Below are 24,190 nucleotides of genomic sequence, written 5' to 3'. Positions count from 1 at the left end.
ACGCGCGACCATGACGGGCTACGACGACCAGAACATCTTCGCCAGGATCCTGCGCGGCGAGGTCCCGAGCTTCAAGGTTCTTGAGACCGACCGGACCTTTGCCTTTCTCGACATCATGCCGCGATCGCCGGGACATACCCTGGTGATTCCGAAGGCGCCCGCGCGCGGCATCCTCGACATCGCCGAAGACGACCTCGCCGCGGTGGCGAGGTCGGCCAAGCGCATCGCCATCGCTGCGATGAAGGCGTTTGCGGCCGACGGCATCATCATCCAGCAGTTCAGCGAGCCCGCCAGCGGCCAGGTGGTGTTTCACCTGCACATGCATGTGATGCCAGTGATGGCCGGCGTCGCACTGCTGCCGGCGCAGACCGTCAAGGCGGAGATGGATGTGCTAGCAGATCACGCCAGGCGGATGATCGCTGCGCTCGCGGGTTAAACCCCGAGATAGCGCTGCAGGACGTCGGGCTGCGCCTTGATCTCCTGCGCCGGCCCTTCATGGACGATGTGCCCGTTGTTGATGATGTAGATGCGCTGCGCCAGCGCCAGCGTCGCGGCGAGGTTCTGCTCCACCAGCACGATGGTCTGTCCGGCCTCGGCCAGATCGCGGCACGCCTTCATCAGGTCGCGCACGATCACCGGCGCCAGTCCCTCGAACGGCTCGTCGAGCAGGATGATCTTGGGATCGCGCACTAGGGCGCGCGCGATCGCCAGCATCTGCTGCTCGCCGCCCGACAGGTCGGTGCCGCGGTTGCTCCGCCGCTCGCGCAGCCGCGGAAACATCTCGTAGATGCGGTCGAGCGGCCAGCGCTGCGAGGCGGTCAGGCCGGCGATCACGAGGTTCTCCTCGACGCTCAGGCTGCCGAAGATGCGGCGCTCCTCATGGACCAGCTGCATGCCGGCCTGCGCGATCTTGTGGCTCTTCCGGCCGGAGATCTCGACGCCGTCGAACATCACCGAGCCGCGGCGCGGGGTGACGACGCCCATCAGGCTCTTCAGCGTCGTGCTCTTGCCGGCGCCGTTGCGGCCGAGCAGCGCCACCACCTCGTTGCGCTCGACGCGCATCGAGACGTCGAACAGGATGTGGGAATCCCCGTAATAGCTGTTCAGTCCGTTGACCTCGAGCAGGCTCATGCGGCGAGCACTCCATGCACGCCGCCAAGATAGGCCTCCTGGACGGTCGAATTGTTCTTGATCTCTTCCGGTGTTCCCTCGACCAGCACGCGGCCCTCCTGCAGCACGGTGACGCGCTCGGCGAGCTCAAACAGCGCATCCATGTCGTGATCGATGATGATCATGGTGCGGCCCTGGCTGATCGACTTCAATAGCTTGACGGTCTCGACGCGCTCGCGCGGGCTCATGCCGGCGAGCGGCTCGTCGAGCAGCAACAGGCTCGGCGACGTCGCCAGCGCCAGCCCGATCTCCAGCCGCCGCTTCTCGCCATAGGCGAGCTCGGACACGGGCGTATCGGGCCTCGATGCGAGATTGACCAGCTCGAGCGTCTGCTGCACGCGCTCGGACAGGCCGGGGATGCTGTCGATGCTGCGAAACAGGTCGAGCTTGAACTTGCCGCGCAGCGCCGATAGCGCTGCGATCACCAAATTCTCGCGCACCGTCAGCCCGGCGAACAGCTGGTTGACCTGGTAGCTCTTGGTCAGGCCGAGCTGACAGACGTCGGTGACGTTCATGCCGGTGATGTCGCGGCCCTCGAACAGGATGGTGCCCGAGGTCGGATGCACCTCGCAGGTCAACATCTTGAAGAAGGTCGACTTGCCGGCGCCGTTGGGGCCGATGATGCCGCGCAGCTCGCCGTGATTGACGGTGAAGTCGATGTCGCTGTTGGCGAGCAGGCCGCCATAGCGCTTGGTCAGGCCCCTGGCCTGGAGGATCGGGCCGGACCGATTGCCGCCGGCGCGGGGCGCCGCCGGCTTCGGCGCGGGCGCTGCGGCGTGCCGGTCGCTTGCCATTGCGACGACCTCGGGTGCGCTCTCGTCCGGCTCCTTGGCGCCGCGCTGTCCGGTAAGGAGGCGGTAGAGATCGGCGAGGCCGCCGATGATGCCGCGGCGCAGGAAGCACACCAGCAGCACGAACACGATGCCGAGCACGAGCTTCCAGGCCGCGCCGAGCCCGAGCGCCGCCTGCAGGAAGTCCTGCAGCGACAGCCAGACCGCGGCGCCGACCAGCGGCCCGAACAGCGTGCCGCGGCCGCCGATCGCGGTCTGCATCACGAGCTGGCCCGACGTGTCGAAGGTGAATGCGTCGGGCGGCATGAAGGCCTGCAGCACGCCGAGCAGCCCGCCGGCAAAGCCGGCATAGGCGGCGGCGATCACGAAGGCGGTGAGCTTGTAGCCGTGGATGTTGTGGCCGACCGCGGTGGCGCGCAGCGGATTGTCGCGGATCGCGCTGAACACGGCGCCGACCGGCGAGCGCACGATGCGCAGCGCGATCACGACGCCGATGAAGTAGCACAGCGCCAGGAACTGGTAGAGCGACCAGCCGGTGGTGAAGTGCAGGGTGGTGAAGCCGAGATTGAAGCTCGGGGTCGGCACGCCCGGCAGCCCGTTCTCGCCGCCGGTGAAGTCCGACAGCGGATTGAACTCGACGAAGAAGAACACCTCGGCGATCGCCACCGTGATCATCGCGAAATAGATGCCGGTGCGGCGCAGCGCGATCAGGCCGATCAGATAGCCGGTGGCGGCGGCCGAGACCATGCCGATGACGAGCGCGAGCACGACGTAGGGAAAGCCGGCGCGCGTCAGCAGATAGGCGGCGACGAAGCCGCCGGTGCCGTAAAAGGCCGACTGGCCGAACGACAGCAGGCCGGTGAAGCCGAACAGGATGTCGAAGCCGAAGCCGAACAGGCCCCAGACCAGGATCCGGTTCACCGTGTTGGGCGCGAAGCCGAGCCACGGCAGCACGAAGGGCGCGACGATCAGGCCGGCGGCGGTCAGGAATTCGATCAGGTATGGGCGCTGTTTAAGCATCCAAATATCCGTCGTCATTCGCGGCCCTGCGTGCCGAGCAGGCCGTGCGGTCTGAGCACCAGCACGAGCGTCATCGCCGCGAACAGCATGACGTAGGCGTAACCGGGGTTGAACATCGAGGTGATGCTGATGATCTCGCCGGCGATCAGTCCGCCGAGGATGGCGCCGGGAAACGAGCCGACGCCGCCGATCACCACCACCACGAAGGTCTCGACCAGGATGTCGTCGCCGACACCCGGCGTCAGCGACACCACCGGTGCGTTGATGATGCCGGCGAAGCCCGCGGCCATCGCGCCGATGCCGAACACGATCATGAAGACGCGGTAGACGTTGATGCCGAGCGAATCGACCATCACCGAATCCTCGATGCCGGCGCGCACGATCATGCCGAGCCGCGTGCGGTACAGGATCAGGAACAGCGCGCCGAGCGCGACCGCGACGATGCCGACGACCGCAAGCCGGTAGGTCGGGTAGAACAGGAAGCCGAGCGAGGTGATGCCCTGCAGCAGCGCCGGCGGCGGCACCACCTGCGACTGGCTGGTGAAGATCAGCCGCACGATCTCGACGAAGCAGATGCCGAGGCCGAACGTGACCAGCAGCTGGTCCTCGTGCGGGCGATGGTAGAAATGGCGGATGATGATCCGCTCCATCGCGACGCCGAGCAGCATCACGAACAGCGATCCGGCGATGACGGCGAGGATGAACGAGCCGGTGTAGGAATAGGCCACATATCCGGCGTAGCCGCCGATCATGAACATGGCGCCGTGGGCGAGGTTGAGCACCCCGAGCGTGCCGTAGATGATCGTCAGTCCGGAGCTGATCAGCGCCAGCAGCGCGCCGAGCGCCAGCCCGTTGAAAAGTTGCGAGACGAAATTTGGCCAGTTGATCATGGCGCGCGTTCACTCAGCCGTATACCTAGCCCGGTCGATGGAGGATCCGTTTCGAGAAAAGCGGCGCCGCGGGCCGGGTCGCCCCGCCCACGGCGCCGAGTCTTCCCACGTTAATCAGGTGTAGTCGCCGAGATGGCAGCCGAACGCATCCGGCTTCTGCATCAGGCCGTCGCCGGGGACGATCTCGATCACCTCGTAATAGTCCTCCTTGTTCTTCATCTCCTTTTCCATCTTGCCGCGGACGATGACGACGGGGCGGACGCACTGGTGATCCTCGGGGCGATAGTGGACGTCGCCGACCAGCGAAGGCAGCGTCTCGCCCTTCTCGTAGGCCTTGATGACGTCGGGCGGATAGAAGCTGCCGGCTTCCTCGACCATGCGGGCCCAGTGCGCGAAGCTGACATAGGCGTTCTCGGCACCCCATTCCGGCTTGTAGCCGTACTTCTTCTCGAAGGCCTCGTTGAACATCTTGGCCAGCGGATACTTGTCCTCGATGGTCCACCAATAGTCGGTCGCGGCGTAAACGCCCTGCATCAGGCCGCCGGTCTCGCGTGCGATGAACGGCACCTGGTAGGGCACCACGAGCTTCATCTTGTCGAGCACGCCGAACTGCTTGGCCTGCTGCGTCGACAGCACGGCGTCGTGACCCCAGTTGACGTTGATCAGCACGTCGGCGCCGGAATTCGCGACGTTGAGCAGATAGGACGAATAGTCCGGCGCGCCGAGCGGCGAGACCTGGTTGGTGACGGTGGTCCAGCCCGCCTGGGCGAGGTAGTCCTGCATCGACTTGGTGACGGTGTGGCCGTAGGTGTAGTCGGGCGTGAGGTAGGCGGCCTTCTTGTTCTTGCCGAACTGCTTGATCAGCACCGGCGCGATCGCCGCCGCGGCGGTCTGGCCGAAGAAGTTCTGGCGGAAGCCGTAGCGCACGCAATCCTTGCCGGTGGTGTCGTTGGAGCCGGAAATGCCGCAGACGAAGATCACCTTCTCGCGCTGCGCCAGCTTGTTCAGCGCCACCGCGACCGCGCTCGACGTGCCGCCGGTGATCATCACCGCCTTGTTCTCGGAGATGAAGCGCTGCTGCGCCTGCACGGCTTCGTTCGGCTTCGCCGCGGAATCCGCGACGCCGAACTTCAGCTCCTTGCCGAGCACGCCCTTGCTGGTCTTCGGCGAGATCTTCTTGATCATCTCGTGGCCGCTGTTGATGTGCTCGATCGCGAGCTGGTAGCCCTTGAGCTCATCCTCGCCCTGCACCGCATAGGTGCCGGTGCGCGGCACCGAGATGCCGATGAAGGCCGAAGAGCCCGACGTGCCCGCGGGATAGGTTCCGATCGCCGGATGGTCCTCAGCGAATGCCCGCGATGCGATCGAGGCCGGCAGCACGGTGCCGCCGATCAGGCCCGCGCCGGCTTGCAGCAAAGTGCGGCGCGAAACGTTCAGGGCGCTGCCCGGCCGAAAATCCTTGGTGCTCATCGCTCAGTATCCTCCAATTATATTGATTGTTGCCGCGCATGTTCACTCGTCGCCGGATCGGATCGATCGGCGGCACGATGCGCCGGCTGCAATCGAGCAGCCTGTCACAGCTACAATTCCCCACCGGCATATTTAGTCAATGTCACCTTTCGTCGAATCATATCGGCCTACGATAGAATTAATATCGTTCTACGATGCATCGAGGGTTTACCGACCGGGTGCGGGTCCTGTAAGTGAGGGAGCGATGATCCAGGAGCCTTCAAGTCGCACCGGAAATGCCGGAGAGCACGCCGTGACCGAGCACGGTGGCGCCGAGCAATCGGGCAGCCTGAGCATCCGCGCGGTCAACGTCCTGAAGGAGCTGGCGGTCGAGCTGCTCGACGAAGTGCCGCCGAAGATGGGCTGGACGCCGCCGGACGATCTGCTGCGCCTGCTCACCGCGCGCCATCTCGCGACGGCGCGAAATTGCGGACGGCAAACCATGCGCGAGATCATCGATTGGGCCGCGACGCGCGGAATAACGATCCCGTCTCCGCATCACACCGGCAAGTCGTTGTCGGAGGTCTGGGGCGATCTGGTCGCGCGCGCCTCGGCCGGGCATCTCACCAAGAGCGAGATCACCGAGGCGCTGGAGAAATCCATTCGCCGCAGGAGCCCGCGGATTCCGGTCGCCTTCCAGATCGTGTTGCTGAAGATATTGAGCTCGACCTACGATCGCTGGCCGCAGCCCTGAGCCTGCCCGGCCCCGCCGCCGCTCGACCGTCAAACCGTTGAAAACATGAGTGGAAGGATAACCGGTAGTATGGTGCGTCCGGCGCGGGCTTGATAGCGTTGCGCGGCGTCTGCCGTCCGGCGGAGCGAGCCAGCAGCAGGACGATCGAATGCCGCAACCCAAGCAACGACGAGCGCCAGCCGGCGCAACGAAACGCAAGGCCGCGGCCGCGACGGTGGACTACCGGGCGCTGGCGCAGTTTCGCTACGAGTTGCGGAGGTTTCTTGCATTCAGCGAGGAGGGGGCCCGGAAGGCCGGAATGACACCGCGGCAGCATCAGGCGCTGCTCGGCATCAAGGGTTTCGTCGACCCCGGTCCGCCGACCGTCGGCGACATCGCGCGGTTTCTGCTGATCCGGCATCACTCCGCCGTCGAGCTGATGAACCGCATGGCAAAGCTCGGGCTGGTCAGCCGCCTTGCCGATCCCGACGACGCGCGGCGGGTCCAGCTCAGGCTGACGGCAAAGGGCGAGCAGAAGCTCCAGGCGGTCTCGAAGAAGAACATCGAGGAACTGCGCCGCGTCGCGAGCCCGGCGTTGCGCCGCTTGCTAAAGTCCTCGCCGTCTTCCGGCGAGGACTGAGCGTAGCATCCGCCGGCGCAAGCGGCGCGCGTCAGGCTGCGGCGCCCTGCGCGGCGAGCTGTGCCGCCTGGTGCTCGGTCGTCAGCGCGTCGATCAATTCGCCGAGCGCTTCGCCCGCGATCACCTGCGGCAGCTTGTAGAGCGTCAGGTTGATGCGGTGGTCGGTGACTCGCCCTTGCGGGAAATTATAGGTGCGGATGCGCTCGGAGCGGTCGCCGGAGCCGACCTTCTCCTTGCGGTCGGCGGAGCGCGCCGCCTCGACGCGCTGGCGCTCGGCATCGTAGATGCGCGAGCGCAGGATGTTCATCGCCGACGCCCGGTTCTTGTGCTGCGAGCGGCTGTCCTGCATCATCACGACGATGCCGGTCGGCAGATGGGTGATGCGGATCGCCGATTCGGTCTTGTTGACGTGCTGTCCGCCGGCGCCGCCCGCGCGCATGGTCTCGATCCTTAAATCGGTGTCCTTGATATCGACGTCGACGTCCTCGACCTCGGGCAGCACGGCGACCGTGGCGGCCGAGGTGTGGATGCGGCCCTGCGTCTCGGTGTCGGGCACGCGCTGCACGCGGTGCACGCCGGATTCGAATTTCAGCTTGGCGAACGCGCCGCGGCCCTGCACCTCGGCGATGATTTCCTTGTAGCCGCCGACGGTGCCTTCGCTCGCCGAGATCACCTCGACCTTCCAGCCCTGCAAGGACGCGAAGCGCTCATACATCCGGAATAGGTCGCCGGCGAACAGCGAGGCCTCGTCGCCGCCGGTGCCGGCGCGGATTTCCAGCATCACGTTGCGGTCGTCCATCGCGTCCTTCGGCAACAGCGCGATCCGGATCTGCTGCTCGAGCTCGCCGAGCCGCGCCTGCAGCGTTTCCAGCTCGGCTTCCGCCATGCTGCGCATCTCGGGATCGGTCCCGGCATCCGCCAGCATCGCCTCGGTATCGGCGAGTTCGCTACGCGCGGAACGATAGAGCTTCACCGCGTCGATCAGCGGGTTGAGCTCGGCGAGCTCGCGCGTGATCTGCACATAGCGCTCGGACTTGACCTCGCCGAGCAGCTCGGCCTCGAGCGAGGCATGATGGGCGAGCAGGACGTCGAGTTTAGCTTCGGGTAGCATGGCGGTATCTCGAATTGCGGAAGGTACGGAAGGGCGGCAGCGGCGACGGCAGCGTCGCTACAAGGCCAGCCCCTCGGTTTCCGCAAACTTCGTCAGCGCCGCGCGGATCGAGACGCTGCCGACCGGCGCGTCCAGCAGCGGATTGATCATCGCCTCGGCCTTCTTGGCATCGAGGTCGAGGATCAGCGCCTTGACCGGGCCGTGCGCAGTTGCCGACAATGAAAGCGAACGGTAGCCGATTGCGATCAGTGCCAGCGCGCCGATCGGCTTCGACGCCATCTCGCCGCACAGCGAGGCGGCTTTCTTCGCCGCCTTGGCCTTGCGCACGATATCGCGCAGCGCGCGCAGGATCGGCGCCGACAAAATGTCGAAGCGTTCCGAAACCTTGGCATTGCCGCGGTCGACCGCGAACAGGAACTGGAACAGGTCGTTGGAGCCGACCGAGACGAAGTCGACCTTCTTCAGCAGCTCGTCGAGCTGGTAGAGCAGCGCCGGCACCTCGACCATGGTGCCGATATCAATCCGCTCGGGCAGCGAATGGCCGTGCTGGCGCAGATAGGTCAGCTCGCGCTCGACGATCGCCTTGGCCTGATCGAATTCGGCGATTTCCGAGATCATCGGGAACATGATCTTCAGCGCGCGGCCGCCGCCAGCCCGCAGCAGCGCGCGGATCTGGCCGCGCAGCAGGCCGGGACGGTCGAGGCCGAGCCGGATCGCGCGCCAGCCGAGCGCGGGATTTTCCTCGATCACGGTCTCCATATAGGGCAGCGCCTTGTCGCCGCCGATGTCGAGCGTGCGGAAGGTGACGGGCTTGGTGCCCGCGGCGTCGAGCACGGTGCGGTACAGCGCGAGCTGGTCGCTCGAGCGCGGCAGGTTCGGGCTCACCATGAACTGCAATTCGGTGCGGAACAGGCCGATGCCGGCGCTGCCGGTGTCGTCGATATGCGGCAGGTCGATGGTCAGGCCGGCATTGATCAGAAGCTCGATCGGCTGGCCGTCCTTGGTCACGCAGGCCTTGTCGCGCAGTGCCGAATATTGCGCCTGCCGCCGCGCCCGGAACCGGACGCGCTCGGCATAGGCGGATTCGATCTCGGCGGAGGGGCGGACATAGATCTCGCCGGAAATGCCGTCGACGATGATGGCATCGCCCGGATCGGCGATGCCGGGCGCGTTCGGCACCTCGCCGACCGCGGGAATGCCGAGCGCGCGCGCCACGATCGAAACGTGGGAATTCGCGGTGCCTTCCTCCAGCACCAGGCCGCGCAGCCGCTTGCGGTCATAGTCGAGCAGCGCCGCGGGGCCCATCGCGCGGGCGATCAGGATGGCATTGTCGGGCAGCTGCTCGCGCGACGGCGCATGGTCCTGGCCGACCAGCTGCCGCATCAGGCGATGGCCGAGATCCTCGAGGTCGTGCAGGCGGTCGCGCAGATAGGGATCGGTCGAGCGCAGCATGCGCGCGCGGGTGTCGGACTGCACGCGCTCGACGGCGGCTTCCGCGGTGAGGCCGGTGGCGACCGCCTCATGCAGCTTGTGCGACCAGCCCTGGTCGTTGGCGAACATGCGGTAGGCTTCCAGCACCTCGCGGTGCTCGCCGCCGTCGGCGACATCGCCGCGCTCCAGCATGCGGTCGAGATCGGCGCGCAGATTGGCGAGCGCGGTGTCGAGCCGTTTGATCTCCTTCGGCAGGTCCTCGGCGATGTAGTTGGTGATGACGACGCGCGGCTCGTGCAGCACGACATGGCCGAGCGCGATGCCGTCGGAGAGCACCGCGCCGGTCTTGTGCAGCGAGTGCCGCGCGGCGGGCTCGGCGCCGGGCTGCGCCAGCGCGGCAAGCTCGCCGGAGGCGATCATTTCCGCCAGCACCATGGCGGTGGTCTGCAGCGCCTCGACCTCTTCCTCGACATAGGTGCGCTTGGCGCGGTTCTGCACCACGAGCACGCCGAGCGTGTTGCCGGCGCGCAGGATCGGCACGCCGAGGAACGAGTGGTAGGCCTCTTCGCCGGTCTCCGGGCGGTAGGCGAAGGCCGGATGGCTCTGCGCGTCGGACAGATTGAGCGGCGTCGCCTCGCTGGCGACGAGGCCGACCAGGCCTTCATGCGCGCTCATCACGGTGCGGTGGACGGCGTCGCGGTTCAGACCTTCGGTGGCATAGAGCTCGAGCGTGTTGTCGATGCGCAGCACATAGCAGGAGCAGACCTCGGCCACCATGTTGGCCGCGATCAGCACCACGATCTTGTCGAGCCGCTCCTGGGCGGAGACTTGCTCCGCCATGGTCTCGCGAAGCCGTCTCAACAGGATGCGGGGGCCTCCCGACGCGCTCCGCATGTGTTTCAGTCCCTCCCCACGAAGCCGGCGCACCGGTGCGGCCGGCCGCTGGCGCAAAACTCGTCAAAAACAACAATTTTAGTCATTCGGTGTCGCCGCTCGCCAGTTCCCGCCGATTCGCGATCACCGAAACTGTGCCACAGTTTGCGACAGCCTACCTGACTGGCCGTATAGCCAATCGAGGCTTGCTTTGCCAAGCAAAACGCCTGCCAGTAGCAAATAACGTCTGCGTCAGCCCAATGCTGCGCCCGCTAAGAGAAATTCTAACTCCGAGGCGGGGCTGGGGAGACCCTCTTCCCTTCTCCCCCTGTGGGAGAAGGTGTCCACAGGCGGCCCACGGGCCGCCGTCCCTGGAAGACGCCGATGCTGCGCATCGGCTATGCGAAGTCCGCGACGGATGAGGGGTCTCCATCCGCGGAGATAGACCCTCACCCCGCTTCGCTGCGCGAAGCAATCCTCTCCGACAGGGGGAGAGGTTCCCCGTAATATTTACGCCTGGTCCAGGCCGTACAGCGTGTGCAGCGTGCGGACCGCGAGCTCGGTGTAGGCGGCGTCGATCAGGACCGAGAACTTGATCTCGGAGGTGGTGATGGCGCGGATGTTGATGTTGCGGTCGGCCAGCGCCTTGAACCCCTTGGCCGCGACGCCGGCATGGCTGCGCATGCCGCTGCCGATCACCGAGACCTTGGCGACGTCGGTTGCAGTATCGAGCCTGGCGTAGCCGATCTTGGCCTTGGCGGCGGTAATCGTGTCCTTGGCGCGGTTATAGTCGCCGGCCGGAACGGTGAAGGTGAGGTCGGTGGTCTTGCCGTCCTCGGACACGTTCTGCACGATCATGTCGACATTGATATTGGCATCCGCGAGCGGCCCGAAGATCGCGGCGGCGACGCCGGGCTTGTCCTCGATCTGGCGCACGGAAATCTGGGCTTCGTCCTTGGAGAAGGCGATGCCGGTGACGACGTGCATTTCCATGATTTCCTCCTCGCTGCAGATCAGCGTGCCCGGCGGCTGGTTGGCGTGCGGGTCGATATCCTCTGGCTTGTCGAAGCTGGAGCGCACGAAGATCGGCATGTTGTGCACCATGCCGAGTTCCACCGAGCGAACCTGCAGCACCTTGGCGCCCTGCGAGGCCAGTTCCAGCATGTCCTCGAAGGCGATCTTGTCGAGCCGGCGCGCCTTCGGCACCACGCGGGGGTCGGTGGTGTAGACGCCGTCGACGTCGGTGTAGATGTCGCAGCGGTCGGCGCGCAGAGCGGCCGCGATCGCCACCGCCGAGGTGTCCGAGCCGCCGCGGCCGAGCGTGGTAATGCGGCCGGTGTCGGGATTGATGCCCTGGAAGCCGGCGATCACGGCGACTTCCTTGCGCTCCTTGAAGCGGGTGATGATCTCGGTGCCGTCGATATCGAGGATGCGCGCCGAAGCATGCGCCTCCGAGGTCTTGATCGGAATCTGCCAGCCCTGCCAGGAGCGCGCCTGGATGCCGATGCCCTGCAGCACGATCGCGAGCAGGCCCGAGGTGACCTGTTCGCCGGAGGCGACCACCGCGTCATATTCGCGCGCGTCGTGCATCGGCGAGGCATCGGTGCACCAGGCCACCAGCTCATTGGTCTTGCCGGACATCGCGGAGACGACGACGGCGACCTCGTGGCCCGCGTCGACCTCGCGCTTCACATGCTGCGCGACGTTGCGGATACGATCGATATTGGCGACGGACGTACCGCCGAATTTCATCACGAGGCGGCCCATGACGACGCGTCTATTCCTTTAAGAGGATAAGTAGGTTAACCCACGCCGAAAACCGCAAGCGCGGGGACCGAAACGCGCGTATACATAGCGCCGCGCCCGGGGGCAAGCCGGTAGGTAGGGGGCCCTCGAGCGTCTTTTGGGGGTGTTTTGACCGGTTGCGGGCGGGTTGTGGCGCACGGGTAACACGGGACAACTCGAAGGCGGATTGGATGGGACGTTATATCGACGAGATCCTGCAGCCTGGCGAGAAGGTGCTGTATTCCACCAATGCGCACTGGATGTTCTATTTGCCGGCGATCGGGGCCTGGATCGTGGTGCTGGCGCTCTTGATCCTGTCGCGGATGACGACGGTCGACGGCCTCGTGATGGCCTGCCTGGCGGCCGCCGCCGTGGTCGCGGTCGCGGCGCTGTACTGGACCGCCGCGGCCTGGTTCCACCGCTGGACCACCGAAACCGACGTCACCAATTTCCGCGTGGTGCACAAGAGCGGCTTCATCAAGCGGCGCACCTTCGAGATGAGCCTCGACAAGGTCGAGAGCGTCGACGTCAACCAGAGCATCATGGGGCGCCTGCTCAATTATGGCGACGTCACCATCCGCGGCGTCGGCGAGGGCATCGAGACCATCAGGACCATCGCCGCGCCGCTGTCGTTCCGCAATTCGATCACCGCGCGATAGGGGCGCGCGCAATCATGGCCACGCAATCAACTCTTTCCAGTTCCTCCGCCAGTTCCTCCGCCAATGCCTCCGCCAATGCCTCCGCCAGCTCGGTCGATCCGGCCGAGGTCGCGAAATTCTCGAAACTGTCCGATGAATGGTGGGATCCGCGCGGCAAGATGGCGCCGCTGCACAAGATCAACCCGCTGCGCCTGACCTATATCCGCGACGCCGCCTGCCGCAAGTTCGAGCGCAACGCCAAGAGCCTCAGCTGCCTGTCCGGCCTGCGCCTGCTCGACATCGGCTGCGGCGCCGGTCTGCTCTGCGAGCCATTCACGCGGTTAGGGGCCCAGGTGATCGGGATCGATCCCTCCGCCACCAACATCGCTGCCGCGAAGCTGCACGCCGACAAGGGCCATCTGTCGATCGACTACCGCTGCACCACGGTGGAGGAGATGGACGCCCGCGAGCGCTTCGACATCGTGCTGGCGATGGAGGTGGTCGAGCACGTCAACGACGTCGGCGCCTTCATCAAGCGCTGCGCTGTCATGCTCAAGCCCGGCGGGCTGATGGTGGTCTCGACCCTGAACCGCAACTGGAAGAGCTTCGCGCTGGCGATCGTCGGCGCCGAATACGTGCTGCGCTGGCTGCCGCGCGGCACCCATGAGTGGAGCAAGTTCGTCACCCCCGCCGAGCTCGAGCGCTATCTCGGCGACGTCAACCTCACCGTCACCGAACAGGCCGGCGTGGTCTACAACCCGCTCGCCGACAAATGGACCGTGTCGACCGACATGGACGTAAACTACATGGTGGTGGCGGAAGAGGTGTGAGGCGATCTGCACCGGCATAACCGGTGTCGTCCCTGCGAAAGCAGGGACCCATAGCCACCGGCCCTAATTGGTGGACGCGGTCAGCGCCCCGACCGTTGCATATCGCCGGCTGCCCATCGTGCCCAAACTGCGCCCTGTGGTTATGGGCCCCTGCTTCCGCAGGGGCGACACGGAGTTTGTGGCGGGAGTGATGGAAATGTGGGACGCTGTCGGCATCCGAACAGTGTCGTCCCTGCGAAAGCAGGGACCCATAACCACCGGCCCTGGTTGTTGAGTGCGATCTTGGTTCAGGACCTGCTTCGGAATCTGATCAACACCATCCGTCTTATCTTCCGTTCAAGCACCGTGCCCCAAACCGCTCCCTGTGGTTATGGGTCCCTGCCTTCGCAGGGACGACAGCGAGATTGTAGTGCAATCGGTGGAAATGTGAGACGTTGTTGCCTCCCGAAAGGTGTCGTCCCTGCGAAAGCAGGGACCCATAACCACCGGCCCAGATAATCGGGCGAGGTCCGCGTTCCGAGCATGTACTATGTCTACATCCTCGCCAGCCGGCGCCACGGCACGCTGTACATCGGCGTGACGAATTCCGTTCAGAAAAGGCTCGAGCAGCATAAGGCTGGCAAAGGCTCGTCGTTTGTCAAAAGGTACGGCGTGTGTCGCCTCGTGCATGTCGAGACTTACCAACTCGCAGAAGAGGCCATCACGCGTGAGAAGCAGCTCAAGAAATGGAAGCGTGACTGGAAGATCGAACTGATCGAGCGCGAAAATCCGGAGTGGCGAGACCTTAGCGATCTGCTTGTCTGACTGGTGTGCCACGAACCGCTTCCTGTGGTTATGGGTCCCTGCTTTCGCAGGGACGACGGCGAGTTTGTGGACGCTGCGCAATCCAGTCATGCGCCCACTCGGTTGACCGCGTCAGCGGCAATCGGCACCCTGTGCGTGTCCCCCGCCGGCACACCTTCCTTATCCCCCATGTTCACGATCGCCTCGCTCTGGATTCCCTTCACCATCGTCGCTGCGTTCGGGCAGGTGGCGCGCAATGCGATGCAGCGGCATCTGACCGGGCCGCTCGGGACCTGGGGCGCGACCAATATCCGCTTCCTGTTCGGCCTGCCGTTCTCGGTGGTGTTCTTCGCGCTGGCGGTGCTGCTGACCGGCGATCGCGTGCCGTGGCCGGCGCAGTCGTTCTGGCCGTGGCTGGTGACCGGCGCACTCAGCCAGATCGTCGGCACCGGCTTCATGCTGCTGGCGATGAACGACCGCTCCTTCGTGGTGACCACGGCCTACATGAAGACCGAGGCAATCCAGACCGCGATCTTCGGCTTCATCTTCCTCGGCGACCATCTCACGACCTCCAAGGTGATCGCGATCGTGATCGCGACCATCGGCGTCGTCGTCACCGCGCTCAGACCCGGCGGGAAAAAGAGCTTTGCCGATCTGCGGCCGACCGTGCTCGGCCTCGGCGCCGCTGCGGTGTTCGCGATCTCGGCGGTGAGCTTCCGCGGCGCCATCATTGCCGTGCCGGACGTCTCGTTTGTGACGGCGGCCTCCTACACGCTGATGTGGAGCCTGTTCGTCCAGACGCTGATCCTGTCGGTCTATCTATTGCTGCGCGCGCCCGACGTGCTGCGAAAAATCCTCGGCCTGTGGCGGCCCTCGATGTTCGCGGGCTTCATGGGCGCGTTCTCATCGCAATTCTGGTTCCTGGCGTTCGCGCTCACCGCCGCCGCTAATGTGCGCACGCTGGCGCTGATCGAGGTGCTGTTCGCGCAGGGCGTGGCGTATTTCTCGCTCAAGCAGCCGTTCTCGCTGCGCGAGGTGTTCGGCATCGTCCTGATCGTGATCGGCGTCGCCTTATTGATCGCTGCGTAGACTCTTGCTTGACGCGTTTCTTCACGCGAACCGGTGCCCACTTCGCTCGAAAACGCTATCAGCCCTTGACTGCGACCAGCACCGCGCCCGCGGAGATCAGCGCGATCCCGATCCAGCCATAGGCCGAGGGGCGTTCGCCGAGGAAGGTGGCGCCGAACAGCGCCACCAGCACCACGCTGAGCTTGTCGATCGGCGCGACGAGTGTGGCCGGTCCAAGCTTGAGCGCGCGGAAATAGCAGATCCACGACGCGCCGGTGCCGAGCCCGGACAGCAGCAGGAACAGCCAGCTCTTCGTCGAGATCGGGCCGGACTGGGTGAACTGCCCGGTCGCGAACAGGATGGCCGACAGCGTGATCAAGACGATCACGGTACGGATCAGGGTGGCGAGATCGGAGTTGATGCCCTCGACGCCGACCTTGGCGAAGATCGCGGTCAGCGCGGCGAACACGGCAGAAAGAAACGCCCAGACCTGCCAGGAGGAGAATGAGTCGGGGGTCATCTTGGACGCTCAGCGCGATTGGCCTCACCCGTCATTGCGAGCGAAGCGAAGCAATCCATGGCGCAACAAGCACGAAGCTGGATTGCTTCGTCGCTTCGCTCCTCGCAATGACGAGGATGTAAGCGGCTCGCCCTAGTTCCGGTCTTCCGGCAGCGTCGGCAGCGGCGAGACCTCGACGCCTTCGTCGATCAGCGCGCGGGCCTCTTCGGGCGAGGCTTCGCCATAGATCGGCCGGTGCTCGATATCGCCGTAATGCATCTTGCGCGCTTCGTTCGGGAAGCGGTCGCCGACATTGTCGGCGTTCTTCACGATGTGGTCGCGCAGCTCCTTCAGCTTGCTGCGCAGCTCGCGCTCCTGCGCCATCATCAGCGACGTCGATTCGTTAGGCGTCGCCTCGACGGGGGCGGCCGGCGCCGGCTGAGCCGGTTCGCGGCCCTTCTTGCTGACGACCTGCGGCGCCATGATGGCGCGCTCGACCTTGTCAGAGCCGCAGGACGGGCAATCGATCAGGTGACGCCGCTCCTGCGATTCATAGGCCGAGGAGCTCTGGAACCAGCTCTCGAACTGGTGGCCGCGCTCGCAGCGCAGCGTGTAGCGGATCATGCCGAACCCCGGACGAGGTGCAGGTGTTCCGGGCCGGCCTTGGGGTCGGCGATGCCGAAACGCCTGCCATGCTGCAGCGAGGGAATGGTCTTGCGCGCGGTCTCGACCTTGGCCGGATCGATCTCGGCCAGGAACACGCCCGGCTCGACGCCGCCCTCGGCGAGGATCTCGCCCCAGGGGTCGATGATCAGCGAATGGCCGAAGGTCTCGCGCTTGTTCTCATGCAGGCCGGCCTGCGCTGCCGCGAACACGAAGCAGCCGGTCTCGATGGCGCGGGCGCGCAGCAGCGTGTGCCAATGCGCCTCGCCGGTCTTGCGGGTGAAGGCGGACGGCACGGTGAGGAACGACGCACCGGCTTCGGCCAGCGCGCGATACAGCGCCGGGAAGCGCACGTCGTAGCAGATCGTCAGTCCGATCCGGCCCCAGGGCAGATCGGAGATCACGGCGGTCTCGCCGGGCTGATAATTGGCCGATTCGCGGTAGCTCTCGCCGCCCGGCAGATCGATATCGAACATATGGATCTTGTCGTAGCTCGCGAGCAGATTGCCCTCGGGCCCGATCAGGAACGAACGGTTGACCGCCTTCTCCGGCGAGTAGCGCAGCGCCAGCGAGCCGATATGCAGATGGATCTTCAATTCGGCAGCCAGCGCGCGATAGGCCTTCAGCGACGTGTCGTCCTCTTCGCTCGCCAGATGCTCGAACAGCGCCTTGCGGTTCAGCTGCATCATGTTGCTGACCTCGGGGGTCAGCACGTACTTGGCGCCCTGCGCCGCGGCCTCGCGGATCAGCCGCGTGCCCTGCTCGAGGCTCGGCTTCGGCAAGAGGCCGGTGCGCATCTGCACCATGGCGGCGGTGAAAATGTTGTCCGTGCTCATCAGGCGCCGCCTCCGTTGCTGAGCAGGCCGTCGAGCTTGCCCTCGCGGTCGAGCGCGTAGAGTTCGTCGCAGCCGCCGACATGGGTCTCGCCGATGAAGATCTGCGGGAAGGTCGAGCCGGTACCGGCGCGACCGTACATCTCGTCGCGATAGGCCGGGTTGCTGGCGACGTTCAATTCGGTGAACGCGGCGTTCTTGCGCGTCAAAAGCGATTTGGCCGCGGTGCAATAACCGCAGCCCGGGCGGGTGTAGATTTCAATGGCAGCGGTCATGGTGCGCTCGGTTGAACCAGAATGTCAGATTATATGGGAGCGCGGTGGGTATCGACAACCCGGGCAAACACCAGCACGTCGACCTGCGCGGCTTTGGCGCGGAGCAGCGCCCGCGCGCAGGCATCCACTGTCGCGCCCGAGGTCAGGACGTCGTCGATCAGGATCACACGGCGGCCCTGGACGTCAGCCTTGCGTTCATCGGCGACCCCGAATGCACCCTGGACATTGCTGGCGCGGTCCTTGCGTGACAGCCCGATCTGCTGCTCGGTGGCGCGGATGCGCCGCAGCGCTTCGGCAGCCATTTTGACGCCGCTCTGGCGCGCGATCACCTTGGCGAGCGCCCCGGACTGGTTGTAGCGCCGGCTCCAGCCGCGCCGCCAGTGCAGAGGAACCGGAACCAGCAGATCGGCTTCGCGGAGCAATTCCTTCTCCGCCCGCGCCATCCAGCGACCCATTGTCGGCGCCAGATCGGTGCGATCCTGGTATTTCAATGCGTGCACCAGCGTGCGCGCGACATCGTCATAGCGCACCGCGGCGCGGGCTCTGCTGTAGGCCGGCGGATTGGCGATCGCCTCCATCGACAGCAGCTCGGGGCCGGGGTCGTAGACAAAGGGAATCCCGAGCCGCGGGCAGAACGGCGGCGCGATGAACGACAATCTGGCCCAGCAGATCGCGCACACCCCCTCGCCATCGACCGGCTCACGGCACGAAACGCATAGCGTCGGCAGCGCGATATCGAGTGCCAGCCGCGCGGTGCGCAGCCACGCACCCCCGACCGCGCCAAGCGCGCGCTGGACGTGACCGGTAATGGAGCGTGTCGGTGATGCCTCGGCGTCCATGGCGGGCGAGGCTAGCGTTTGAGCAACGCCGGCTCAAGGCGCATTGCCTGCGGCGGCGGTCCGGCGTAACCAGCGGACATGGCAACGACCCCGGCCACGGCTCCCATCCTGTTCGACCGCGCGTTGCTCGGCGCGCGGCTGGCGCGCGCGCGGCGCGAGGGGGCGGCGACGTTCCTGCTCGATCGCGCTACCGAAGACATGACGGATCGGTTGCTGGCGGTGTCACGCAGCTTTTCGGCGGCGGCCGATGTCTGGACGCCGGGTGACGGGCTCGCGGACGTCCTGCGCGGACGTGTCGCCGCGGTCGATGCGATCGGATTCAGCGAGGCGGAATCGCTCGGACTGGCGCCGGAGTCGCGCGATCTTGTGGTCTCCGCGTTGGCCTTCCAGTTCGTCAACGATCTGCCGGGCGTGCTGGCGCAGATTCGCCGCGCGCTGAAGCCGGACGGGCTGCTGCTGGCGGCGATGCTCGGCGGCGATACGCTGACCGAGCTGCGGCAAAGCTTTGCCGCAGCAGAGGCCGAGTGCGAGGGCGGGGCCTCGCCGCGCGTCGCGCCGTTCGCCGATCTGCGCGATATCGGCGCGCTGTTGCAGCGGGCCGGCTTCGCGCTTCCAGTCACCGACGTCGATCGCGTCGTGGTGCGCTATGCCAGCGCGTTCGCGCTGATGGCCGATTTGCGGCGGATGGGCGCGACCAATGTGCTGCGCGAGCGCCGTCACACCTTAACCCGCCGCGCCACCATGCTGCGGATGGCGCAAATCTACGGCGAGCGCTTCGCCGATCCCGACGGCCGCATCCGCGCCACCTTCGACATCGTCTGGCTCTCCGGCTGGGCGCCGCATGAAAGCCAGCCGAAGCCGCTCAAGCCCGGCTCGGCGAAAGCGAGCTTGGAGGCGGCGGTGAAGCAGGTGAAGCGCTGAGCTGTTAGGGGCGCACGATACGACGGCTCCCTCTCCCCTTGCGGGAGAGGGGTAGCCCCGGGCGAGATACCATTGTGATCATCGCTTTCTCAATTCTGAGCCCGTCTTCAAGATGCATGCTGAGAGAGTCCGCCGTGTGGCACCCCTCTCCCCAACCCTCCCCCGCAAGGGGGGAGGGAGCCCGTCTAGCGTGCGTCCCTTACGGGCGGCCCGCTTATAGGCGCCACGAAATCACAGCAAACGCGGTAGCAGCGGGGGCTGCTGCCGTTGCTCACCTTTCTCCGGATCGCAGTTGTCCATGCGAGCCAACTTCTCTCACGAGGCCGCCGAGCGTGCGCCTGCGCGATTTCGGAATATTGGAAATATATTAGTGAGTTGCCCGACGTGTCAAGTCGCCCGGTCGAACGCCGGCCACCTCCACCTACTTTGCATGGGGTTGTTTTCGATATTTTGGCAGCGCGCCTCCCCCGCAAGCGGAAGAGGCTACGAGGATCACAGCAGCAGATCGATCAGATGCGGCAGCAGCGGGATGTCCGCGGGCGGCATCGGGTAGTCGCGCAGCTTGCTTGCGCGGACCCAGGCGAGGTTCTGGCCCTCGCGCGCCACCGCGATGCCCTCCCAGCGCCGGCAGATGTAGAGCGGCATCAGCAGATGGAAGGTCTCGTAGGCATGGCTGGCGAAGGTCAGCGGCGCGAGGCACGGCTCGCTCACGGTGATGCCGATCTCCTCATGCAGCTCGCGGATCAGGGTCTGCTCCGGCCGCTCGCCGGGCTCGATCTTGCCGCCGGGGAATTCCCACAGGCCGGCCAGCGCCTTGCCCTCGGGGCGCTGCGCCAGCAGCACGCGCTTGTCGGCATCGACAAGCGCGCAGGCGACGACGAGGGTCAGCTTGATGTCAGCCATGCGGTGGGGGATTCCTTCCAGTCTGCAAGCTTTCATTAACCAGCAACGCGCCGCCAGCCAATCGATTTGTGCCCGCGCGGCTTTCCGCGATTGCGATAAGCCGGCCTTAATTCGCATCCGGCAAGGTGAAGGTTCTCATTTATCCGCCCATCATATTCTTTGCCGACATAACCCATGAGCACCTCGCGGCGACGCCCGCCGATGTGACCAAGATGGTCAACAACACGTCCGACCAGTGCGCCTTCGCCTGTCACGATTACAATGACGCCAACAACTACTACAATCTCGCCAAGACGCTCGGCGTCACGACGCGGATCGACGTGCTGCGCAGCGCGACCCAGCAGTTGATGGACACGGCCGCGAACACCGCGACCTATGCCAGCCAGTACCGGATGGCGATCTACGATTTCGGCGCCTCGTCGAAGACGATCGGCCTGCGCGCGCTGCTCTCGCTGTCGACCAGCCTGTCGAGCGCCAAATCCGCGGCCGGCAACATCGACCTGATGGGCGTCTACGGCAACAACGATTCCTACACCGCCGACAAGGACAGCCAGTTCTCGACGGTGCTTCCGGCCATCAGCAACGCGATCAGCGCGCCGGGCCCGGGCACGTCCGCGGCGCCGATGAAATATCTGTTCTTCGTTTCCGACGGCGTGGCCGACGAGCCGAATTCAAGCTGCCTGAAGCCGATCAGCGGCGGCAATCGCTGCCAGTCGCCGATCAACCCGGCGCTGTGCACGGCCATCAAGAACCGCGGCATCAAGATCGCGGTGCTCTACACGACTTACCTGCAGCTGCCGACCAACAACTGGTACATGACCTGGATCGATCCGTTCAACCAGGGCCCGTTCGGTCCGTCGCCGAACAGCCAGATCGCGCAGAACATGCAGGCCTGCGCATCGCCGGGCTTCTATTTCGAGGTCAGCCCGACGCAAGGCATCGCCGACGCGATGAACGCGCTGTTCAAGAAGGCGGTCGCCGACGCGCGGATCTCGAGCTAGCGAACGACCAGCGCTGCCTCACCGTCACCCTGAGGAGCCGCGAAGCGGCGTCTCGAAGGGTCGACGGCCCGGCTCTTTCCGTGCTGGCGCATCCGGGCCGTGCATCCTTCGAGACGCGCGCAAGAGCGCGCTCCTCAGGATGACGGGTAGAGAGGTGTACCATTACGACCGGTAGTCCCCGTTGATCGCGACGTATTCCTTGGTGAGGTCGCACGTCAGCACGCGGTCTTTGGCCTTGCCGAGGCCGAGCGCGACCTTGATCTGGATCTTCGGCGCCTTCATCGCCTCCGACACCTCCTTCTCGTCGTAGGACGGGTCGCGCGCGCCGCTCTTGGCGACCCGGATGCCGTTGAAGGAGATCGAGAGCTTGTCGCGGTTGGCGGGCTCGCCGGCCTTGCCGACCGCCATCACCACGCGCCCCCAATTGGCGTCCTCGCCGGCGATCGCCGTCTTCACCAGCGGCGAATTGGCGATCGACATCGCGATCTTGCGCGCCGACGGTTTGGTGGTGGCGCCCTCGACCACGACCTCGACCAGCTTGCGGGCGCCTTCGCCGTCGCGCGCCACCTGCTCGGACAGATCAGCGAGGATCTGCTGGAACGCCTTGGTGAAGGCCTTCAGCCGCGGGTCGCTGGCGCGCGAGATCTTCGGCGCGCCTTTGGCGGCAGCAGTGCCGGTCGCGAATGCGAGCAGCGTGTCCGAGGTCGAGGTGTCGCCGTCGATGGTCAGCGCATTGAAGGTGTCCTCGACGCCGGCCTTGAGCAGGGATTGCAGCACCGATGCCGACAGCGGCGCGTCGGTGAAGACGAACGACAGCATGGTCGCCATGTCGGGCATGATCATGCCGGCGCCCTTGGCCATGCCGTTGATCGTCACCTTGGCCTTGCCGAGCTTCACGGTCGCGGTCGCCACCTTCGGAAAGGTGTCGGTGGTCATGATCGCCTTCGCCGCGTCCATCCAGCGATCGGGGGTCGCGGTCTCCGCGAGCTGCGCCAGCACGCCGTCGAACTTGGTGGCGTCGAGCGGCTCGCCGATCACGCCGGTGGAGGCGAGGAACACGTCCGATGTCGAACAGCCGACCGCCTTCGCCGCGATCTGGGCGGTCAACGCGGTGGACGCCTTGCCGGTCTTGCCGGTGAAGGCGTTGGCATTGCCGGAATTGACCACCAGCGCGCGCGCCGATCCTTTTTTAGAAGATCCTGCGCCCTTCAGCTTGGCGCGGCACCATTCGACCGGCGCCGACGGGCACTTCGACTTGGTGAAGACGCCGGCCACCGTGGTGCCCTTGTCGAGCACCGCGAGCAGCACGTCGGTGCGCCCCTTGTAGCGGATGCCGGCGGCAGCGGTCGCAAGCCGCACACCCGCGATCACGGGCATCTCGGGAACGTCGGGCGGGGCGAGGGGGGAGACGGCGGTGGACATCGGGAAGCTTCCGGCTACGGGGAGGGAAGCGCTCCATAACATCTCGCCGTGAGAAGCGGGAGAGGGCTGCGATGCGAACGCGCTGTCATGAATTGTTCAAGGAAGCCGTAGTCCCGATAGAGCCCAACGGGTCGTGTCCATCTGCTCCTTCCCCCTGAAAGGGGGAAGGTCGGGATGGGGGTCAGCCGCGGATGCCGCTGCATGCTGAGAGAGCAGATCCCCACCCGCTTTGCTCTGGCGAGCAAAGCGACCTCCCCTTTTCAAGGGGAGGTTAAGGCGGAGCAAAAACGCAAATGGCCGGGACATGCCCGGCCATCGCAACAGCAACTACGTTCGCGAAGCTTACTTCTTCGGCGGCGCCATCTTGTTGTCGGCCGGTTTCGGCGCGTCCTTGGCGGCATCCGCCGGCGCGGCGGCGTCGGCCGGCTTGTCCATGCGCTCGACCTTGGCGGCCTCGCGCAGCTTGGCGACATAGTCGGCCTGCGCCTTGCGGGTCACATAGGTCTCGATCTGGGCCTTCACCTGCTCGAAGTCGGGCGCCTTGCGGTTGCGCTTTTCCTCGACCTTGATGATGTGCCAGCCGAACTGCGACTTGACCGGATCGGAGATCTTGCCCGGCTCGAGCGAGAAGGCGACCGCGGAGAATTCCGGCACCATCTGCTCCTTGGTGAAGAAGCCGAGGTCGCCGCCGTCGGAGGCGCCGGGGTCCTTGGATTTCTTCTTGGCGAGCTCGCCGAAGTCGGCGCCCTTGTCGAGCTCGGTCTTGATCGCCTTGGCCTCGTCCTCGGTCTCGACCAGGATGTGGCGGGCGCGCACCTCCTGCTCGCCGGTGATCTGCTTGGCGGCCTCCTCATAGACCTTCTTCATGGCGTCGTCGGTGGTCGCGGACTTGCCCTCGCTGGCAAGCAGGCTGTCCATCAACAGTCGGTTGCGGGTGAAGGCGAGCCGCTTCTTGAAGTCGTCATTGTTCTCGATCTTCTTGTCCTCGGCGGCCTTGGACACGATCTTCATGTCGATCAGGAAGGACAGCACGTTGTCCTTGCGGGTCGAGGGGTCCATCTGCTGCAGGCTCGGGCCGAGTTCCTCCTCGGCGAGCGCCACGTCGCTGGCGTGGATCTCCGAACCGTTGACCTTCGCCAGCACCGGGTCGGATTCCGCGGCCCGGACCGGGAGGCCGGCAGCCAGCACTGCGACAAGACAGCCCGTCGCGGCCAGGGTGGCGAGGCCGAGGCGCAGGCCGGTTTTGGTTTCCGGAGGCGAGGTGGTCATGCAAAATCCTTGTCTCAAAGGGGGGAAGCTCGAGCGGGGCGGACACTCGCCCAATCGTGTTACATTGGCAACGCGAAAGTCTTGTCAAAATGATGAATTCCTTGACATCTTGCCAACGTTGACAACCCCCCGACCGGGCCATATCTCTGGCCAACCGCGTCAGCGGTGAGAGCGCTTATTTTGCTGCGTTTTTCGCCGTTGAATCCAGGATGGCCTGTTTCCCACTCAATTGGCGGAGGAGCTCCGGGCCGGGGCTCGAACCGTAGCGCGTCACGGTGAGTTGATAGGCGATCCGGCGGACCATCTCAGGCTGTAATCCAGACTGAATTCCAAGACCGAACTTCAAGACTGAA

The 24,190-nt window shown here is 65.4% G+C and carries 23 protein-coding genes and 1 pseudogene; 9 read left to right on the top strand and 15 right to left on the bottom strand.

All coding sequences use genetic code 11. From position 1 onward, the window contains the following. Positions 1-10 precede the first annotated feature (10 nt). Positions 11-436 (top strand): HIT domain-containing protein, encoded by a 426-nt coding sequence (locus tag ACE10X_RS42870; protein ID WP_038387071.1) that lies wholly within the window; start codon positions 11-13, stop codon positions 434-436. On the opposite strand, the gene ACE10X_RS42865 is transcribed toward ACE10X_RS42870, so the two are convergent. The 4 genes from ACE10X_RS42865 to ACE10X_RS42850 all read right to left on the bottom strand — a co-directional run bounded on the left by ACE10X_RS42865 (position 433) and on the right by ACE10X_RS42850 (position 5,341). Then, the gene (locus tag ACE10X_RS42865) at positions 433-1,131 is read right to left on the bottom strand and encodes an ABC transporter ATP-binding protein (protein ID WP_038387064.1); all 699 of its coding nucleotides are present in this window, start codon (positions 1,129-1,131) and stop codon (positions 433-435) included. The genes ACE10X_RS42870 and ACE10X_RS42865 overlap by 4 nt on opposite strands. Continuing rightward, positions 1,128-2,981 (bottom strand): ATP-binding cassette domain-containing protein, encoded by a 1,854-nt coding sequence (locus ACE10X_RS42860; protein WP_375763847.1) that lies wholly within the window; start codon positions 2,979-2,981, stop codon positions 1,128-1,130. The genes ACE10X_RS42865 and ACE10X_RS42860 overlap by 4 nt, the downstream gene beginning before the upstream one ends. A gap of 14 nt (positions 2,982-2,995) precedes the next feature. After that, positions 2,996-3,871: a branched-chain amino acid ABC transporter permease gene (locus ACE10X_RS42855; RefSeq protein WP_038387062.1), complete on the bottom strand. Its 876-nt coding sequence runs from the start codon at positions 3,869-3,871 to the stop codon at positions 2,996-2,998. 114 nt (positions 3,872-3,985) lie between these two features. Continuing rightward, a complete protein-coding gene (locus ACE10X_RS42850) occupies positions 3,986-5,341 on the bottom strand; it encodes a substrate-binding protein (protein WP_038387061.1) in 1,356 nt (451 codons plus the stop codon). A gap of 292 nt (positions 5,342-5,633) precedes the next feature. Between ACE10X_RS42850 and ACE10X_RS42845 the strand changes: the two genes are divergently transcribed. Continuing rightward, positions 5,634-6,074 carry a hypothetical protein gene (locus ACE10X_RS42845; RefSeq protein ID WP_244435932.1) on the top strand — a complete coding sequence of 147 codons (441 nt, stop codon included), beginning with the start codon at positions 5,634-5,636 and terminating at the stop codon, positions 6,072-6,074. A 148-nt stretch (positions 6,075-6,222) separates the two neighbouring features. Continuing rightward, positions 6,223-6,693, top strand: a complete 471-nt coding sequence (locus tag ACE10X_RS42840; RefSeq protein WP_038387059.1) for a MarR family winged helix-turn-helix transcriptional regulator — start codon at positions 6,223-6,225, stop codon at positions 6,691-6,693. A gap of 31 nt (positions 6,694-6,724) precedes the next feature. Here ACE10X_RS42840 and prfA read toward each other — a convergent pair whose 3' ends face one another. From prfA to ACE10X_RS42825, 3 genes are all read right to left on the bottom strand, one after another. Further along, positions 6,725-7,804, bottom strand: coding sequence for a peptide chain release factor 1 (gene prfA / locus ACE10X_RS42835; protein ID WP_038387058.1), 1,080 nt, complete (start codon positions 7,802-7,804; stop codon positions 6,725-6,727). A 57-nt stretch (positions 7,805-7,861) separates the two neighbouring features. Further along, a complete protein-coding gene (gene ptsP / locus ACE10X_RS42830; RefSeq protein ID WP_038387057.1) occupies positions 7,862-10,129 on the bottom strand; it encodes a phosphoenolpyruvate--protein phosphotransferase in 2,268 nt (755 codons plus the stop codon). 489 nt (positions 10,130-10,618) lie between these two features. Further along, positions 10,619-11,875 (bottom strand): aspartate kinase, encoded by a 1,257-nt coding sequence (locus ACE10X_RS42825; protein ID WP_038387056.1) that lies wholly within the window; start codon positions 11,873-11,875, stop codon positions 10,619-10,621. A gap of 209 nt (positions 11,876-12,084) precedes the next feature. Between ACE10X_RS42825 and ACE10X_RS42820 the strand changes: the two genes are divergently transcribed. The 4 genes from ACE10X_RS42820 to ACE10X_RS42805 all read left to right on the top strand — a co-directional run bounded on the left by ACE10X_RS42820 (position 12,085) and on the right by ACE10X_RS42805 (position 15,233). Next, on the top strand, positions 12,085-12,552 hold the full coding sequence (locus tag ACE10X_RS42820; RefSeq protein WP_016843303.1) for a PH domain-containing protein: 468 nt from the start codon (positions 12,085-12,087) through the stop codon (positions 12,550-12,552). A 14-nt stretch (positions 12,553-12,566) separates the two neighbouring features. Beyond that, on the top strand, positions 12,567-13,361 hold the full coding sequence (gene ubiG / locus ACE10X_RS42815; RefSeq protein ID WP_038387055.1) for a bifunctional 2-polyprenyl-6-hydroxyphenol methylase/3-demethylubiquinol 3-O-methyltransferase UbiG: 795 nt from the start codon (positions 12,567-12,569) through the stop codon (positions 13,359-13,361). A gap of 522 nt (positions 13,362-13,883) precedes the next feature. Beyond that, positions 13,884-14,165: a GIY-YIG nuclease family protein gene (locus tag ACE10X_RS42810; protein WP_038387054.1), complete on the top strand. Its 282-nt coding sequence runs from the start codon at positions 13,884-13,886 to the stop codon at positions 14,163-14,165. Positions 14,166-14,333: 168 nt separating this feature from the next. Next, the gene (locus tag ACE10X_RS42805; RefSeq protein WP_038387053.1) at positions 14,334-15,233 is read left to right on the top strand and encodes a DMT family transporter; all 900 of its coding nucleotides are present in this window, start codon (positions 14,334-14,336) and stop codon (positions 15,231-15,233) included. Between the two features lie 58 nt (positions 15,234-15,291). Here ACE10X_RS42805 and ACE10X_RS42800 read toward each other — a convergent pair whose 3' ends face one another. The 5 genes from ACE10X_RS42800 to ACE10X_RS42780 all read right to left on the bottom strand — a co-directional run bounded on the left by ACE10X_RS42800 (position 15,292) and on the right by ACE10X_RS42780 (position 18,321). Then, the gene (locus ACE10X_RS42800) at positions 15,292-15,732 is read right to left on the bottom strand and encodes an EamA family transporter (protein WP_038387052.1); all 441 of its coding nucleotides are present in this window, start codon (positions 15,730-15,732) and stop codon (positions 15,292-15,294) included. Positions 15,733-15,864: 132 nt separating this feature from the next. Beyond that, positions 15,865-16,335: a DUF1178 family protein gene (locus ACE10X_RS42795; RefSeq protein WP_038387051.1), complete on the bottom strand. Its 471-nt coding sequence runs from the start codon at positions 16,333-16,335 to the stop codon at positions 15,865-15,867. Continuing rightward, positions 16,332-17,210, bottom strand: coding sequence for a carbon-nitrogen hydrolase family protein (locus ACE10X_RS42790; protein ID WP_375763846.1), 879 nt, complete (start codon positions 17,208-17,210; stop codon positions 16,332-16,334). The genes ACE10X_RS42795 and ACE10X_RS42790 overlap by 4 nt, the downstream gene beginning before the upstream one ends. Next, entirely contained in the window at positions 17,210-17,482 is a 273-nt protein-coding gene (gene grxC / locus ACE10X_RS42785) for a glutaredoxin 3 (RefSeq protein ID WP_038387049.1), read from the bottom strand. The genes ACE10X_RS42790 and grxC overlap by 1 nt, the downstream gene beginning before the upstream one ends. A gap of 29 nt (positions 17,483-17,511) precedes the next feature. Beyond that, on the bottom strand, positions 17,512-18,321 hold the full coding sequence (locus ACE10X_RS42780; RefSeq protein WP_375763845.1) for a ComF family protein: 810 nt from the start codon (positions 18,319-18,321) through the stop codon (positions 17,512-17,514). Between the two features lie 78 nt (positions 18,322-18,399). Between ACE10X_RS42780 and ACE10X_RS42775 the strand changes: the two genes are divergently transcribed. Then, a complete protein-coding gene (locus ACE10X_RS42775) occupies positions 18,400-19,242 on the top strand; it encodes a methyltransferase domain-containing protein (protein ID WP_038387047.1) in 843 nt (280 codons plus the stop codon). 492 nt (positions 19,243-19,734) lie between these two features. On the opposite strand, the gene ACE10X_RS42770 is transcribed toward ACE10X_RS42775, so the two are convergent. After that, positions 19,735-20,145 (bottom strand): (deoxy)nucleoside triphosphate pyrophosphohydrolase, encoded by a 411-nt coding sequence (locus ACE10X_RS42770; protein ID WP_028343243.1) that lies wholly within the window; start codon positions 20,143-20,145, stop codon positions 19,735-19,737. A gap of 182 nt (positions 20,146-20,327) precedes the next feature. Between ACE10X_RS42770 and ACE10X_RS42765 the strand changes: the two are divergent. Next, positions 20,328-21,146, top strand: a pseudogene (locus ACE10X_RS42765) (pilus assembly protein); the annotation flags it as partial. A gap of 162 nt (positions 21,147-21,308) precedes the next feature. On the opposite strand, the gene argJ reads toward ACE10X_RS42765, so the two are convergent. Together argJ and ACE10X_RS42755 are read right to left on the bottom strand one after the other, a co-directional pair. Beyond that, complete coding sequence (gene argJ, locus ACE10X_RS42760) at positions 21,309-22,568, bottom strand: bifunctional glutamate N-acetyltransferase/amino-acid acetyltransferase ArgJ (RefSeq protein WP_038387046.1); 1,260 nt, start codon at positions 22,566-22,568, stop codon at positions 21,309-21,311. A 342-nt stretch (positions 22,569-22,910) separates the two neighbouring features. Continuing rightward, positions 22,911-23,837 carry a peptidylprolyl isomerase gene (locus ACE10X_RS42755; RefSeq protein WP_038387045.1) on the bottom strand — a complete coding sequence of 309 codons (927 nt, stop codon included), beginning with the start codon at positions 23,835-23,837 and terminating at the stop codon, positions 22,911-22,913. Positions 23,838-24,190: the final 353 nt, after the last annotated feature.

It is taken from the genome of Bradyrhizobium sp. Pha-3 (assembly GCF_042258325.1).
GTDB classification, from domain to species: domain Bacteria; phylum Pseudomonadota; class Alphaproteobacteria; order Rhizobiales; family Xanthobacteraceae; genus Bradyrhizobium; species Bradyrhizobium elkanii.
This window is presented reverse-complemented; position numbering and strand designations above follow the sequence as displayed.